The sequence below is a fragment of the Kitasatospora setae KM-6054 genome (assembly GCF_000269985.1).
In the GTDB taxonomy this organism is placed as follows: Bacteria; Actinomycetota; Actinomycetes; order Streptomycetales; family Streptomycetaceae; genus Kitasatospora; species Kitasatospora setae.
Genome location: NC_016109.1, coordinates 4,161,440 through 4,175,679, shown reverse-complemented (window position 1 = coordinate 4,175,679; position 14,240 = coordinate 4,161,440). Strand labels below are relative to the sequence as shown.

10 protein-coding genes are annotated in these 14,240 nt (G+C 75.1%); 7 read left to right on the top strand and 3 right to left on the bottom strand.

The genetic code is table 11. From position 1 onward, the window contains the following. Positions 1-88 precede the first annotated feature (88 nt). Positions 89-1,453 (top strand): FAD-binding oxidoreductase, encoded by a 1,365-nt coding sequence (locus KSE_RS18515; RefSeq protein WP_014136859.1) that lies wholly within the window; start codon positions 89-91, stop codon positions 1,451-1,453. Between the two features lie 551 nt (positions 1,454-2,004). Further along, positions 2,005-2,337, top strand: a complete 333-nt coding sequence (locus tag KSE_RS18510; protein WP_014136858.1) for a hypothetical protein — start codon at positions 2,005-2,007, stop codon at positions 2,335-2,337. Between the two features lie 219 nt (positions 2,338-2,556). Here the strand turns inward: KSE_RS18510 and KSE_RS18505 are convergent, their stop codons facing one another. Continuing rightward, positions 2,557-3,408 carry an EamA family transporter gene (locus KSE_RS18505; protein WP_014136857.1) on the bottom strand — a complete coding sequence of 284 codons (852 nt, stop codon included), beginning with the start codon at positions 3,406-3,408 and terminating at the stop codon, positions 2,557-2,559. Between the two features lie 275 nt (positions 3,409-3,683). Between KSE_RS18505 and KSE_RS18500 the strand changes: the two genes are divergently transcribed. The 3 genes from KSE_RS18500 to KSE_RS18490 all read left to right on the top strand — a co-directional run bounded on the left by KSE_RS18500 (position 3,684) and on the right by KSE_RS18490 (position 7,469). Beyond that, positions 3,684-4,781 carry a DUF1906 domain-containing protein gene (locus KSE_RS18500; RefSeq protein WP_014136856.1) on the top strand — a complete coding sequence of 366 codons (1,098 nt, stop codon included), beginning with the start codon at positions 3,684-3,686 and terminating at the stop codon, positions 4,779-4,781. Positions 4,782-5,126: 345 nt separating this feature from the next. Next, positions 5,127-6,818: a long-chain fatty acid--CoA ligase gene (locus KSE_RS18495; RefSeq protein WP_014136855.1), complete on the top strand. Its 1,692-nt coding sequence runs from the start codon at positions 5,127-5,129 to the stop codon at positions 6,816-6,818. A gap of 120 nt (positions 6,819-6,938) precedes the next feature. Then, on the top strand, positions 6,939-7,469 hold the full coding sequence (locus tag KSE_RS18490; protein WP_014136854.1) for a DUF4396 domain-containing protein: 531 nt from the start codon (positions 6,939-6,941) through the stop codon (positions 7,467-7,469). Positions 7,470-7,488: 19 nt separating this feature from the next. Here KSE_RS18490 and KSE_RS18485 read toward each other — a convergent pair whose 3' ends face one another. Next, entirely contained in the window at positions 7,489-8,241 is a 753-nt protein-coding gene (locus KSE_RS18485) for a PepSY domain-containing protein (protein WP_014136853.1), read from the bottom strand. A gap of 136 nt (positions 8,242-8,377) precedes the next feature. Here KSE_RS18485 and KSE_RS18480 point away from each other — a divergent pair, with 136 nt between their 5' ends. Together KSE_RS18480 and KSE_RS18475 are read left to right on the top strand one after the other, a co-directional pair. After that, positions 8,378-9,055 carry a response regulator transcription factor gene (locus tag KSE_RS18480; RefSeq protein WP_014136852.1) on the top strand — a complete coding sequence of 226 codons (678 nt, stop codon included), beginning with the start codon at positions 8,378-8,380 and terminating at the stop codon, positions 9,053-9,055. Further along, positions 9,048-10,691: a sensor histidine kinase gene (locus tag KSE_RS18475; RefSeq protein ID WP_014136851.1), complete on the top strand. Its 1,644-nt coding sequence runs from the start codon at positions 9,048-9,050 to the stop codon at positions 10,689-10,691. Before KSE_RS18480 ends, KSE_RS18475 begins: the two co-directional genes overlap by 8 nt. A gap of 7 nt (positions 10,692-10,698) precedes the next feature. Here the strand turns inward: KSE_RS18475 and KSE_RS18470 are convergent, their stop codons facing one another. Continuing rightward, positions 10,699-14,097, bottom strand: coding sequence for a hybrid sensor histidine kinase/response regulator (locus KSE_RS18470; RefSeq protein WP_014136850.1), 3,399 nt, complete (start codon positions 14,095-14,097; stop codon positions 10,699-10,701). Positions 14,098-14,240 lie beyond the last annotated feature (143 nt).

Here is a 14,240-nt window from a genome sequence, read left to right as displayed (position 1 = left end):
GGACCGACAGCCGGACAGGGGGCGGTCGGTGGTTGCCGGGGGTGGGGCGGGGGAGGAGAGTGCGGACGATGCGAGTGTGGAGGTTGCGGTGGGCGAGTTGGTCGAACGGTTGCGCGCGGGGCTGCCGGACGGGGCGGTCGCGGTCGATCCGGACGTGACGGCCGCGTACGCGCGGGACATGGCCGGGTTCTGCGAGGCGGGCGAGCCGGCGGTGCTGGTGTTCCCGGAGGACGTGGAGCAGGTGCGGTTCGTGCTGCGGACGGCGACCGAGCTGCGGGTGCCGGTCGTGCCGCAGGGCGCCCGGACGGGGCTCTCGGGCGGGGCGAACGCGGTGGACGGCTGCATCCTGCTCTCGCTGACCCGGATGAACCGGATCCTGAGCATCGACCCGGTCGACCGGATCGCCGTGGTCCAGCCGGGCGTGGTCAACGCCGAGCTGTCCCGGGCCGCCGAGGCCGTCGGACTGTCCTACCCGCCGGACCCGTCGAGCTGGGAGTCCTGCACCATCGGCGGCAACATCGGCACCGGCGCCGGCGGCCTGTGCTGCGTGAAGTACGGCGTGACCGCCGAGTACGTGCTCGGGCTCGACGTGGTGCTGGCGGACGGCCGGCTGCTGCGGACCGGCCGGCGCACCGCGAAGGGCGTCGCCGGCTACGACCTGACCCGGCTGCTGGTCGGCTCGGAGGGCACGCTGGGCGTGGTCGTCGAGGCGGCGCTGGCGCTGCGGCCCGCGCCGGGGCCGCAGTTGGTGCTGGCCGCGGAGTTCGACTCGGTGGACGCGGCGGGGGCCGCGGTGTGCGAGGTGATGGCGGCCGGGCACACGCCCTCGCTGATGGAGCTGATGGACGCCACCACCGTCCGCGCGGTGAACGAGATGGCCCGGATGGGACTGCCGGAGTCGACCCGGGCCCTGCTGCTGGTCGCCTTCGACGGCCCGGACCAGCGCGAACGGCTGGCCGAGGTGGAGGCGCTGTGCAAGGCCGCCGGGGCGACCGGCGTGGTCCCGGCCGAGGACCGGGCGGAGTCCGAGCTGCTGCTGCAGGCCCGGCGGCTCTCGCTGCCCGCGCTGGAGCGGCTGGGCACCACGATGATCGACGACGTGGCCGTCCCGCGCAGCGCGCTGGCCGCGATGCTGAACGGCGTCGCGGCCATCGCCGACCGCCACGGCCTCACCATCGGCGTGGTCTCGCACGCGGGCGACGGCAACACCCACCCGGTGGTGATCTTCGACGCCAAGGACGAGGACCAGACCGCCCGGGCCCGGACCTCCTTCGACGAGATCATGGCCCTCGGCCTGGAACTCGGCGGAACGGTCACCGGGGAGCACGGCGTCGGCCTGCTGAAGCGCGAGTGGCTGGCCCGGGAGCTCGGCCCGGTCGGCCTGGAGCTGCAGCGGCAGATCAAGGCGGCGTTCGACCCGCTGGGCATCCTCAACCCGGGCAAGATGCTCTGACCCCTCGGGTGTCTCCGGCCCTTCGGGTGCTTTTTCCGGGCTGCTGCCGCGCCTGCCGAATCGAACGCGCAGGGCTACTTCCCGACCATCACAAGATGATGGTCGGGAAATTCACATGCAATTAATCTGCTCATCATCATCGGACATCCGGATGGTATGAGAAATCCGGTGAATGGCGAAATATCGACATCGTGCGGTCACCTCACCTCCGCAGGGCGCGAGCGGTTCGTTCGTGCGCCCCGAGGCTCGTGCGACTCGCCGAAAACCGGTCGGTGTGCGCCCGTCCGGGTGGGGGTCCGGCTGCGGCCGTACGAGGGAAATGCCAGCTCGTAGGCGGTGTGTCTGTCGACGAACCGATCCGCGCGGGATTATGCGCCGCTGCTGCCGCGTCACGCTAATGGGGGAAAAGGCTCAGTGATGCTGGTGCTTTGTCGATTTGTTGCGGAAGTCTGTTCCTCGGCGTCGCAGCCCCCGGAGCCCCGTCTGGCCACGGACTCCGGAACACCTTTTCCATCTGTCAGTGCCCGGCAAGAACCAACGGAGGAAATCCCATGGCGCGCTTCCGCACCACACGCCTGGCCGCGCTGGTCGCGTCCGTCCCGCTCGCCGCCGGTCTGCTGCTGGCCGGGGCGGGTGCCGCGGCGGCCGACAACGGTGCGGCTGCCGGCCACGGCTCGAACAGCGGCGTGGTCTCGAACTTCGGCAGCGGCAACATCTTCGGATCGGTCGACGGCAACTACAACTCCACCCAGCAGACGGCGACCGGTGCCGGTGCGTCGAACCAGAACAACACCCTCGGAGTGAAGGACAACGCGGGCATCGTCTACGCGGACCAGTCCAACAAGAACTTCAACTTCGTCTTCGCGCCGGTCTACTCGTACTGACCCGCCGGCGGGAGGTGCGGACGGGACGGCGGGGGCGCCGGACCGGACGGAGCACGGACCGCCGCGACACCCGGGAGTGGAAAGGGTCAACCGCCTCGGGGCACGGGCACAGACGACGAACAGAACCCCTCGGGGGCGCGGCAACCGCCACGGCGGTCACCGCGCCCCCGAGGCGTTCCCCGAGGCGTTCCCCGACGGGGCGCGGGGCGGGGCGGGGCGTCAGCGCCGCGCGGTGAGCGTCGCGCCGACGCTCGCGGCGACCACGCAGCAGATGCCCAGCAGTTGCGGCAGGCCCAGCACCTGGCCGAGCACCAGCAGGCCGACCAGGGCGCTGACCGCCGGGTCGAGGCTGACGATCACGCTGAACACCCGCTGCGACATCCGCCGCAGCGCGGTCATCTCCAGCGCGTACGGCAGCACCGGGAAGAGCAGGGCGACGCCCGCGACGGCCAGCAGCAGCAGGCCGGGGGAGTCGGAACCGGCCAGGCCGCGCACGGCCTCGGCGGCGCCGAACGGGGCGAGGACGACGGTGGCGATGGTGAACGAGACCGCCAGACCCTCGAAGCCCTTGAAGGCCGCGCCGACCTTGTGGGTGAACAGGATGTAGCCGGCGTAGCAGGCGGCCGCGCCGAACGCGTAGGCCAGGCCGACCGGGTCGAGGCCGCCGGAGCCGCCCTCGCCGCCGCCCAGCAGGGTGAGCAGGGCGACGCCGCCGGCCGCGAGCAGGGCCCACAGCACGTGTCCGGCGCGGCGGGCGAAGACCAGGGCGACGGCCAGTGGGCCGAGGAACTCGATGGTGGCGGCGGTGCCCATCGGCAGCCGGTCGACGGCGCCGGCGAACAGCAGGGTCATCCCGGCGGAGGCGACGCCGAGCAGGCCGGCCATCGCCAGGTCGCGCGGGCTGCGGCCGCGCAGCCGGGGCCGGGTGAAGGCGAGCAGGACGGCGGCGGCGAAGGAGATTCGCAGGAAGGTCGCGCCCGCCACCCCCAGCACGCCGAACAGCGGCTTCGACGCCGCCACACCGAGCTGCACCGCCAGCATCGACACCAGGCACAGCACCGGCGCGGGCACCCGCCCGAGCCGTCGCCGGGCCCGGCCGACCCGCCCGGATCCGGTGGCGGCCTTCGAAGCGGAGGTGACCTTCGAAACGGAGGTGCTGCTCGGGATTTCTCTTGTGCTTTCAACGGTGAGGGACGCGCCTGACATGTGATCGAGTCTGACGTAAGGACTGCATATGGTCAAAGCCAGTTACCGGTGGGCTGCGTCACGGGGCCACCCGGGTGACCGGTCGGCACCGGCGGCGTGTCCTGCCGGGCGACCTGGCGGCACCTCAGTAGTTCTGGAGGGTGCGCTACCTCGGCCCGGCGGCCCTGACGGCCGCGTCACTCGTTCTGCTGCTCGCCACCGACCAGGACGCCATCGGAATGCTGGCGGCCGGTCCGTCGGCCGCCCCTGCTCGGGCGGAGTCCCGGGCGGAGTCCCGGGCCGGGGCCCAGGCCGCTGCCCCGGCCGGATCACGGGCGGAGCCTGCCGCCGGAGCGCAGCAGCTGCTCGCCCCGGAGCTCGCCGCCCAGCGCCTGCCCGCCGTCGCGCACCAGGCCGTCGCGCACCAGGCCGTCGCGCTGACGGCCGCCGCGCTCACCGCCGCCGTGCCGGCCGAGGCGCCGCCCGTCCGGTTGCGCCGCACGCTGCTGGCCGACCCGCTGCGCTCGCGCCGGAGCCCGCTGCCGGCCGAGGTGTTCACGGGAGCGGGGTTCGACGCGTGCACCGCGCCCCCGCTGGAGACCCTGCGCGCCTGGTGGGGCACCTCTCCGTACGGCGCGGTCGGGATCTACAGCAGCGGGCGGCAGCGGGCCTGTGCCCAGCCCCGGCTGACCGCCGCCTGGGTGCGCGAGGCGCGGGCGATGGGCTGGCGGCTGATCCCGACGCACGTGGGGCGGCAGGCGCCGTGCATGGCGGCGGGCGGGAAGTCGCAGCGGATCGATCCGGCGAAGGCGGTGCAGCAGGGCAAGGAGGAGGCGGCCGAGGCGGTGCGCGCGGTGAAGGACCTCGGCCTGCGCACCGGCACCCCGGTCTACCTGGACATCGAGGCGTACCCGCGCGGCGATTCGGCGTGCAGCCAGGCGGTGACGGACTTCACCGTCGGGTGGACGCAGGCGCTGCACAAGGCCGGTTTCCGGTCGGGCTTCTACTCCTCGACCGACGCCGGGGTGGCCGACCTGGCCGCCGCCGCCCGGGCCGGCAGCGGCCCGCTGCCGGACGCGGTCTGGTACGCCCGCTGGGACGACCGGGCGACCACCACCGACGGCGCGGGCCGGCTCGGCGACGACCTGTGGGTCGACCACGCCCGGATCCACCAGCACCACGGCAACGTCCAGGAGACGTACGGCGGCGCCGCGCTGACCATCGACCGCGACCAGTTGGACGGTCCGGTCGCCCGCTGAGCGGGTAGGAACAGGGGGAGAGGTACGGGGACGGGCGGTCCCGCCCCGCTCGTCACCGGCGCGGCCGCGCTGCGGCCCGGTCGCCGTCCCGCACGCCTCCGTGCGCCCCGTCCCCGTACTCCGGCCCCGCGCCCCTGTCGTCCCGGGGTCCCGGGGTCCCGGCGTCTCCGCCCCCGGCGTCGCCACACCCCGGTTCCGGGCGGACACGCCGCGCGACCTGCGGGGCGAGGGGTCGGTCTCATCTCGGTTGCGACTACTGACAGCGGGGGTGCCCCGGGGAAAGAATCGGATGAATCGCTTGCTACCTGCGGGTAGCAACGTGCCGGCCGGTCAAGGAGGACCCGCGTGTACAGCACGATGCAGGACGTTCCGCTCACCGTCGCCCGAATTCTGCAGCACGGGTCCACCATCCACGGCCGGTCGACCGTCACCACCTGGACCGAGGACGGCCCCGTGGTGCGGACCTTCGCCGAGGTCGGCGCCCGCGCCGGGCAGCTCGCGCACGCGCTGCGCGAGGAGTTCGGGGTGGCGGAGGGCGAGCCGGTCGGCACGCTGATGTGGAACAACGCCGAGCACCAGGAGGCGTACCTGGCGATACCGTCGATGGGCGCGGTGCTGCACACCCTGAACCTGCGGCTGCCCGCCCACCAGCTGGTCTACATCGTCAAGCACGCCGCGGACCGGGTGGTCATCGTCAACGGCTCGGTGCTGCCGCTGCTGGCCGCCGTGCTGCCGCAGCTGGCCGGCACCGTCGAGCACGTCGTGGTGGCGGGGGCGTACGACCCGGCGCTGCTGGCCGGGTTCGGCGGGACGGTGCACGGCTACGAGGAGCTGCTGGCCGGCCGGCCGACCGACTACCCGTGGCAGACCGACATCGACGAGAAGCAGGCCGCCGCGCTCTGCTACACCTCCGGGACCACCGGCGATCCCAAGGGCGTGGTCTACAGCCACCGCTCGATCTACCTGCACTCGATGCAGATCATCGCCGCGTCCAGCTTCGGCCTGACCGCCCGCGACACCGTGCTCCCGGTCGTGCCCATGTTCCACGTGAACGCCTGGGGCATCCCGCACGCGGCGTTCATGACCGGCGCGAGCCTGCTGATGCCGGACCGCTTCCTGCAGCCCAAGCCGCTCGCCGCGATGATCGACCGGGTCAAGCCGACCTTCGGCGCCGCTGTCCCGACCATCTGGACCGGCCTGCTGGACGAGCTGGACGCCGGCGGCTACGACACCTCCACCCTGGAGACCGTCGTCATCGGCGGCTCGGCCTGCCCGCCCGCGCTGATGAAGGCGTTCGAGGAGCGGCACGGCATCCGGGTGGTCCACGCCTGGGGCATGACCGAGACGTCCCCGCTGGGCACCGTCGCCCACCCGCCGGCCGGCGTCACCGGCGAGGACGAGTGGGCGTACCGGGTCACCCAGGGCGTCTTCCCGGCCTCGGTGCAGGCCCGGCTGATCGGCCCCGGCGGCGAGACGATGCCGCACGACGGCGTCGCCGAGGGCGAGTTGGAGGTGCGCGGGCCGTGGATCGCCGCGGCGTACTTCGGCGGCGCGGGCAACGCGGCCGAGGCCCCCGAGGACAAGTTCAGCCCGGACGGCTGGCTGCGCACCGGCGACGTCGGCACCATCACCGCCGACGGCTACCTGACGCTCACCGACCGCGCCAAGGACGTGATCAAGTCCGGCGGCGAGTGGATCAGCTCGGTCGCGCTGGAGAACCACCTGATGGCGCACCCCGAGGTCGCCGAGGCCGCCGTGGTGGCCGTCCCGGACGAGAAGTGGGGCGAGCGCCCGCTGGCCACCGTCGTGCTGCGCCCCGGCGCCACGGCCGGCCTCGCCGAGCTGCGGGCCTTCCTGGCCGGGCGGGTCGCCTCCTGGCAGCTGCCGGAGCGCTGGTCGGTGATCGAGTCGGTGCCGAAGACCTCGGTGGGCAAGTTCGACAAGAAGGTGATCCGCGCGGACTACGCCGCCGACCGGCTGGACGTGACGGTGCTCGGCGGCAAGGCGGACGGCGCCGGGAAGGCCGTGCGGGGCTGACCCGCGGGCCGTCGGGCGGCCCTCCTCGCGAAGATCCGGAAATCCGGTTCGGAATACCCCTGGGGGGTATGACGTTCCTCGGAGTCGGGAACCCCGCCGGGTCGGACGAGGAGGGCCGTCATGGAACAGCACAGCGCGCACGGGCACCACGCGGGTCACGAGCACCACGCGGGTCACGAACAGCACGCCCACGCCCACACCCACGCCCACGGCGTCGGCACCAGCTGGCGCACCGCCGCGCAGGCGACGCTGCACTGCCTGACCGGCTGCGCCATCGGCGAGGTGCTCGGCCAGGTGATCGGCGTCGGTTTCGGCCTGCACAACGGCGCGACCGTGGTGCTGTCGATCGCGCTCGCCTTCGTCTTCGGCTACGCGCTGACGATGCGCGGCGTGCTGAAGGCCGGCCTGTCGTTCCAGGACGCGCTGAAGGTCGCGCTGGCCGCCGACACCGTGTCGATCATCGTCATGGAGCTGATCGACAACGGCGTCATGGTGGCGGTCCCGGGGGCGATGGACGCGGGTCTCGGCCAGCTCCTGTTCTGGGTGTCGCTGGCCGGTTCGCTGGTGCTGGCCTTCCTGGTCACCGTCCCGGTCAACCGCTGGCTGATCGGCCGCGGCCGGGGTCACGCGGTGGTCCACGCCTACCACTGACCCCGGCCCGGTCCGGGGCTCAGCGCCCGTCGGTGGTGGTGTTGCCGGTGACCGACCCGTCGGTGCCGTCCACGGTCACCAGGTGGCGGACGCCGTCCGCGCCCAGCACCTCCACCGACCAGGAGCTGCCGCCGCCCTCGCGGTTGACCACCGTGAGGGCGGCGGCCTTCCCGTTCGGGACGGCCGCGACGGCCTTGGCCAGCGCCTGGTCGGCGGGGACGGCGGGCAGCGCGGCGGGCGCGAGCGACCAGCCGGGGGCGACGCCGCCGCGACCGTTCACGCTGTCCGGGCCGATGCCGCCGACCCGGCCGCCGAGGGGGAGGGACCGGACGGAGCCGTCCCCGTCGCGGATGACCAGCTGCCCGGGCGCGCCCGGCACTTTGGGGGCGTCCGGCACGCCGGGGGCGAACACCGCCCCCCGCTTCTCGGCGTAGCCCCGGTCGAACGCGACCACCTCGCGCTCGTGGTGGCGCTCCAGCGCGGCCCCGGCGCCGACGGCCACCGCGCCCAGCACCACCACCGCGGCGATGCCGATCACCCAGCGGACCCCGCGCCGGCCCGGCAGCCGCAGCGCCGGCCGCGCCACGGGCACCTGCTCGGCCACCGGCTCCGGCCCGCCCGACGGCTCCGGCTCCGGTGCCGCTCCCGCCCCCGGCACGGACGGCTTGGTCAGCCCGGTCGGCTGGACCGGCCCGGAGCCCGACGGCCCCGACTGCGCCGACGGTCCCGGCTGCGGCGACGGCTGTGACGGCTGCGACTGCGGTTCGGACATGTGCGTACGACCCCCTCGTGGGAACACGGCCGACGGACGATCCCCTCCGGCCGGGCGCCCAGCTTGCCCCCGCCCGCCTGAAGCCAGGCTGAAGCCGCCCTGTCCGTTCCGCCGGACGCCTGCGACGCTGTCTCCCATGCGCGTACTGGTGGTCGAGGACGAACGGCGGCTCGCCGCCACGCTGCAGCGCGGGCTGCGGGCCGAGGGCTTCGCCGTCGACCTCGCCCACGACGGCGAGGAGGGCCTGTGGCTGGCCACCGAGCACGACTACGACGTGATCGTGCTCGACATCATGCTGCCCCGGCTGAACGGCTACCGGGTCTGCTCCCGGCTGCGCGCGGCCGGTGACGACACCCCGATCCTGATGCTCACCGCCAAGGACGGCGAACTCGACGAGGCCGAGGCCCTGGACACCGGCGCCGACGACTTCCTCTCCAAGCCGTTCTCGTACGTGGTGCTGGTGGCCCGGCTGCGCGCGCTGGTCCGCCGCACCGGGCGCCGGCTGCCGCAGACGCTGGAGTTCGGTGACCTGGCGATCGATCCGGCCCGCCGGACGTGCACCCGGGCGGGGGTCGAAGTGCGGCTGACCACGCGGGAGTTCGCGGTGCTGGAGTGCCTGGCCCGGGCGGCCGGCGGGGTGGTGTCGAAGCGGGAGATCCTGGAGAGCGTCTGGGACGCCGCGTTCGACGGCGACCCCAACATCGTCGAGGTGCACATCAGCGCCCTGCGCCGGAAGATCGACGCCCCCTTCGCCCGTACCTCCGTCGGCACCGTCCGCGGCGCCGGCTACCGGCTGGCGGCCGACGGTGGCTGACCGGACGCGGTCCCCGCACCGCCCGCCCCGGCCCCCGCACCGCCCGCCCCGGCCCCCGCGCCGCCCGCCACTGCGCGGCCGCCTGTCGCCGCGCCGCCTGCTGCCGCGCTCGGTCCGGGCCCGGGCGACCTTCGCCGCCACCGCCGTGGTGGCCCTCGCGCTCGGCGGCACCGCGCTGGCCCTGCTCGCCGTGCTGCAGGCCAACCTGACCCGGGACGTCCGGGCCACCGCCGTCCGACAGGCCGACCGGGTGGTCGAGTTGGCGGGGCGCGAGCACCTGCCGCAGATCATCGTGGGGTACGTCGACGGTCCCGTCCGGGTGGTCGACTCGACCGGGCAACTGGTCGCGACCACGCCCGACCTGCTGCCCGGCGAAGACCCGGAGAGCCTGGCGCCGGGGTGGCGGGTCCAGCCGGGCCTGACGGTCGGGACGGGGCGGATGGTCCCGTTGCCCCCGAAGGTCCCGAGGCCGCCCGGCGCCGGCGACCCGAGCACCGGCTACCCGAGCACCGACGAAATGGACAACCTCCTTGATGCCAAGGGGAATTACTACGCCAAGCAGGGCTTCAAGAGGAGCTACGCCGGGCAGCTGGTGACCGACTCGCGGCGACAGGTGGTCTCGATGACCGTCAACGGCCCGGACGGCGAACTCACGGTCTACTCTGCCGCCTCGCTGCGCCCGGTGGAGGCGGCCGGTCGGACCGCCACCGCCGCGCTCGCCGTCGGACTGCCGCTGCTGGTGGCCCTGGTGGCGATGGTCACCTGGCGGGTGACCGGCCGGGCGCTGCGCCCGGTGGAGGCGATCCGCTCCGAGGTGGCCGAGATCACCGGCCACGACCTGCACCGCCGGGTGCCGGTGCCGCGCACCGGCGACGAGGTCTCCCGGCTGGCCGCCACGGTCAACTCGACCCTGGACCGGCTGGAGGACGCCGGGCAGCGCCAGCGCCGCTTCATCGCCGACGCCTCGCACGAACTGCGCAGCCCCATCGCGGTGTTGCGCACCCAGCTGGAGGTCGCGCTGGCCCACCCCGACCCCGAACTCTGGCCCGACCTGCTCGCCGACGCCCTGCAGGACACCGTCCGCCTGCAGGACCTCGCCACCGACCTGCTGCTGCTCGCCCGGCTGGACGCCGCCGACCCGGTCGCCACCCGGATCGTCGACCTGGACGTGCTGGTGGCCGACGTGCTGGATGCCCGGGTCGCCGACCGGGTCCCGGTCGCGGCCCAACTCGCGGACGGCGTACGGGTGTCGGGCAACATCACCTGGCTGACCCGGCTGCTCACCAACCTGGTCGACAACGCCCAGCGCTACGCGGAGGGCCGGGTCGAGGTCCGGCTGGCCGCCGAGGAGGGCGAGGCGGTGCTGGAGGTGCGCGACGACGGTCCGGGCATCCCGGAGCCGGACCGCGAGCGGGTGTTCGAGCGCTTCACCCGGCTCGACGACGCCCGCAGCCGCGAACTCGGCGGCGCCGGTCTGGGGTTGGCCATCGCCCGGGATCTCGCCGAGCACCACGGCGGCACCCTGTACGTCGCCGGGCAGCCGGAGGACGGCGAGCACCCGGGCGACGAACGCCCGTGCGGTGCACGGCTGGTGGCTCGGATTCCGCTGGCCGAGCCACCACGCCAGGGCAGTTGACTGAGCGTCAGAAGGACGCGCCGCTGACAGCCGGTACCGCCTGGCCCAACGCGCCTATCCGGGCCAGCAGTTCGACGATCCGGCCCTGCACGTCCTCGGTGGTGGAGCGCTCGGCGAGGAACAGCACGTTCGCGCCGGTGCGCAGTCCGGCCCGGGCCTGCGGGTCCAGGTCGGCCGAGGTGTAGACGACCAGCGGGGTGCGGTGCAGCCGGTCGTTGGCGCGCAGCCAGTCGAGCAGCCCGAGGTGCTGCCGCTCGATCCGCTGCAGGTCCAGCACCACCAGGTTCGGCTGGATGCTGCTGGCCCGGGCCACCGCCTCGTTCTCGTCCGAGGCGTGCTCGACGTGCATGCCGCGCCGCTCCAGGCTGGCCACCAGCGCGGCGGCGACCTCCGGGTCGGACTCCACCAGCAGCACCCGGGCGGCGTGGTTCTCGCCGTCCCGGGGCGCGAGCGCCCGCAGCAGCACCGCCGGGTCGGCGCCGTACGCGGCGTCCCGGGTGGCCTGGCCGAGGCCGGCGGCCAGCAGCACCGGGATCCGCCCGGCCAGCGCGGCGGTGCGCAGCGACTGCAGCGCGGTCCGGGTGATCGGGCCGGTCAGCGGGTCGACGAACAGCGCGGCGGGGGTCCGCCCGACCTGCGCGTCCACCTCCTCGCGGGAGGCGACCACGACCGGCTCGAAGCCGCGGACCTCCAGCGCGTTCCGGGTGGACGGGTCGGGCTCGGGCCACACCAGCAGCGGGCGCGGGCCGTCCTGCGGGTGGTCCTTGGCGGGGGCCAGCTCGGCGACCGGCCGGGGCGGGGTGCGCCCCTCGACCTGGCCGTTCCCGGCGGCCGGTGCGCCGGACAGCGCCAGGGCCGCCCCGGGCCCGGCCCCCTCGCCGGCGCCGCCCAGCCGCTGCCCGTTCAGCAGCGCCGGATCGACGGCGGACGGGGTGCTCCCGGCCGGGGGCAGCGCGTTCGCGGCGGGCGGCTGGCCGGGGACCGGGGGCGCGGGGAAGGCGGTCTGGAAGCCGCCCAGCGTGCGCGGCGGCAGCAGCTCGCCCAGCCCGCTGCCGACCGGCCGGGGCCGCTCGTCCTCGGCCGGGGCGTCCGCCGCCGGCAGCGCGGGCGCGGCCGACCGGGCGACCTCCAACGCGCCGCCGGCCGGCGCCGCGGGCGGCTCGGCGGGCTGCGGCGGGACGGCCTGCGGCGCGGGCGCGACGGGTTCGCCGGCGAAGCCGGGAGCGGAAGCGGGAGCGGAGGCAGGGGCGGGGGCAGCCCCGGCGGCCGCGTCGGCGGGCGGCGCGGCCGGCACCGGCGGCAGGACCGCCGTGACCTCCTCCGCGCCCTCGGTGGTGTCGGCGGGCAGCGCGAGCCGCCGCCGGCGCCCGGTGGGCTGGGCGGTCGGGGTGACCGGCTCCGGCGTCGAGGCCGCCAGCGCGCTCTCCAGGCCGGGGTAGACCGGCGTCCCGGGGTCGGGCACGCCGGGGATGTGCAGCGCCCCGGAGCCGTCCCCGGCAGCGGGCGCGGCGGCCCGGCGGGCCCGGCGGCCGGAGCGGGTGCCGCCCTCGGCGCCCTCGGCCCCCTCACCGCCGCCGGCGAGGCCGCCGCCGGCGGTGTCGTCCGCGCCGGGTCCGGGGCCGAGCGCGATCGGCCCGCGCGGGGCCTGCTCGGCCTGCGGCGCGTCTTGGCCCGCGGCAGCGGCAGCGGCGGCCGCCCGGGCCCGGCGCCGGCCGGAGCCCTGGGTGTCGTCGGCCCGGGCCTCGGCCGGCCGTTCCGCGTCCGCGGGCTCGGCCGCGGCGGGCCGCAGCTCGGGCGGGACGCCCTGGCCCGGCAGGTCCGGGATCATCGCGGTGTCGGAGTCCTTGGGGACGTGCTGCCGCTTGTCCGGCCCGCCGGACGCCTCGCCGTCGGGGTCGAGCGGCAGTTCCACCACGTAGGTGGCGCCGGCCCCGTCGGGCAGGTCGTGCCGCTGCAGCACGCCGCCGTGCCGGAGCACGGCGGCCCGGGCGATCGGCAGGTGCACGGCGCTGGAGGTGCGGGCGGGGCCGCGCACCTCGACCCGGGCGACGTCGCCGCGCCGGGCGGCCGCCAGCACCACGATCGGGGGCTGCTCGCCGGCCGGTGCGGGCCCGGCGAACGGCACCCCGGCGGGGGCGGGCTCGCCCTCGGCCCGGGCGGGCCCGGGGACGGGCGTGACGCCGCTGACGTCGGCGACCAGGTGGGCGAGGGCCTGGGCGAGGCGCTCGCGGTCGGCGAGCACCTTCACGGCGGCGGCGTGCACCGAGTAGCGGACCCGGCCGGGCCCGACCAGTTCGCCGGCCCGGTCGACGGCGAGCTGCACGACCTCGTCCAGGCCGATCCGCTCGCGCTCCAGCGCGGCCTTGCCGCGGTCGGCGTCGGCTTCGAAGCGCTGGTGCTCCAGCACGCCGTCGATCAGCTTCCCGAACCGGCGGCACTCGTCGGCGAGCCGGCGCAGCGTCCAGTTCGCCTCGGGCCAGAGCTGGCCGGCCGGGTCGGCGGCCAGTGCGTCGATCCGGCCGTGCAGCGCGGTGAGGGCGCCGCCGAGCTCGGACTCCAGGACGGCGGTGAGGTGCTCGTTGCGGGCGGCGAGGGCGAGTTCGTGGGTGCGGTCGGTGAAGGTCATCACGGCGCCGACCAGCTGCTCGCCGTCCCGCACGGGGGCGGTGGTCAGGTCGACGGTGACGGGCCGGCCGTCCTTGCGCCACAGCACGGTGTTGCGGATCCGGTGCTTGCGGCCGGAGTGCAGGGTGTCCATCAGCGCGGAGCTCTCGGCGGCCAGCGGGCTGCCGTCGGGCTGCGAGTGCTGGATCAGCGGGTGCAGCTCGCGGCCGCCGAGCTCGCTGGCCCGGAAGTCCAGGATGTGCGCGGCGGCCGGGTTGACCAGCACCACGCGGCCTTCCAGGTCGACGCCGAGGACGCCCTCGGCGGCGGCCCGCAGGATCATCTCGGTCTGCTTGTGCTGGCGCCGGAGTTCGGACTCCACCCCGAGCCGGGCCGACATGTCGCGGACCAGGAGCAGCAACAGGTCCTGGTCGTTGGTCGCGAAGGACAGGAATCCGTGTGCCTCCCCGCCGCCCTCGTCGGTGAAGTCGTTGCCGGAGACCTCGACGCTGAAGGCGGTGCCGTCGGTGCGTCGGGCGGTCATCCGGACCGGTCGGTCAAGGCTCTCGGTCTCGCTCGCGGGGGGCCGCATGGAACCCGGGATCCGACTGGGGTCGAACTCCGGCAGCAGGTCCAGCACGCCCATTCCGACCAGCGAGGTGCCGGGTGCCTGCAGGCTCTCCACGGCGGCCTTGTTGACGTCGACCACGGTGCCGTTGCTGTTCACCAGCAGCAGCGGGTCGGGCAGTGCATCGAGTATCGCGGCGAGGCGAGCAGCGCCTCGGGTCGGCCTGCTGCTCACGTCGACAGGTCTCCTCACGGCTTCGGGCCGCCGCTGCCACGGGCGGCTCTGGCTCTCCTCGGAGACCGAAGTATCTCATTCTTCTTTGCGCCGTGGTCGACCCGGCCAGTATCGTTGTGGTGGTTGGTGCCGGGGCCGTTGGC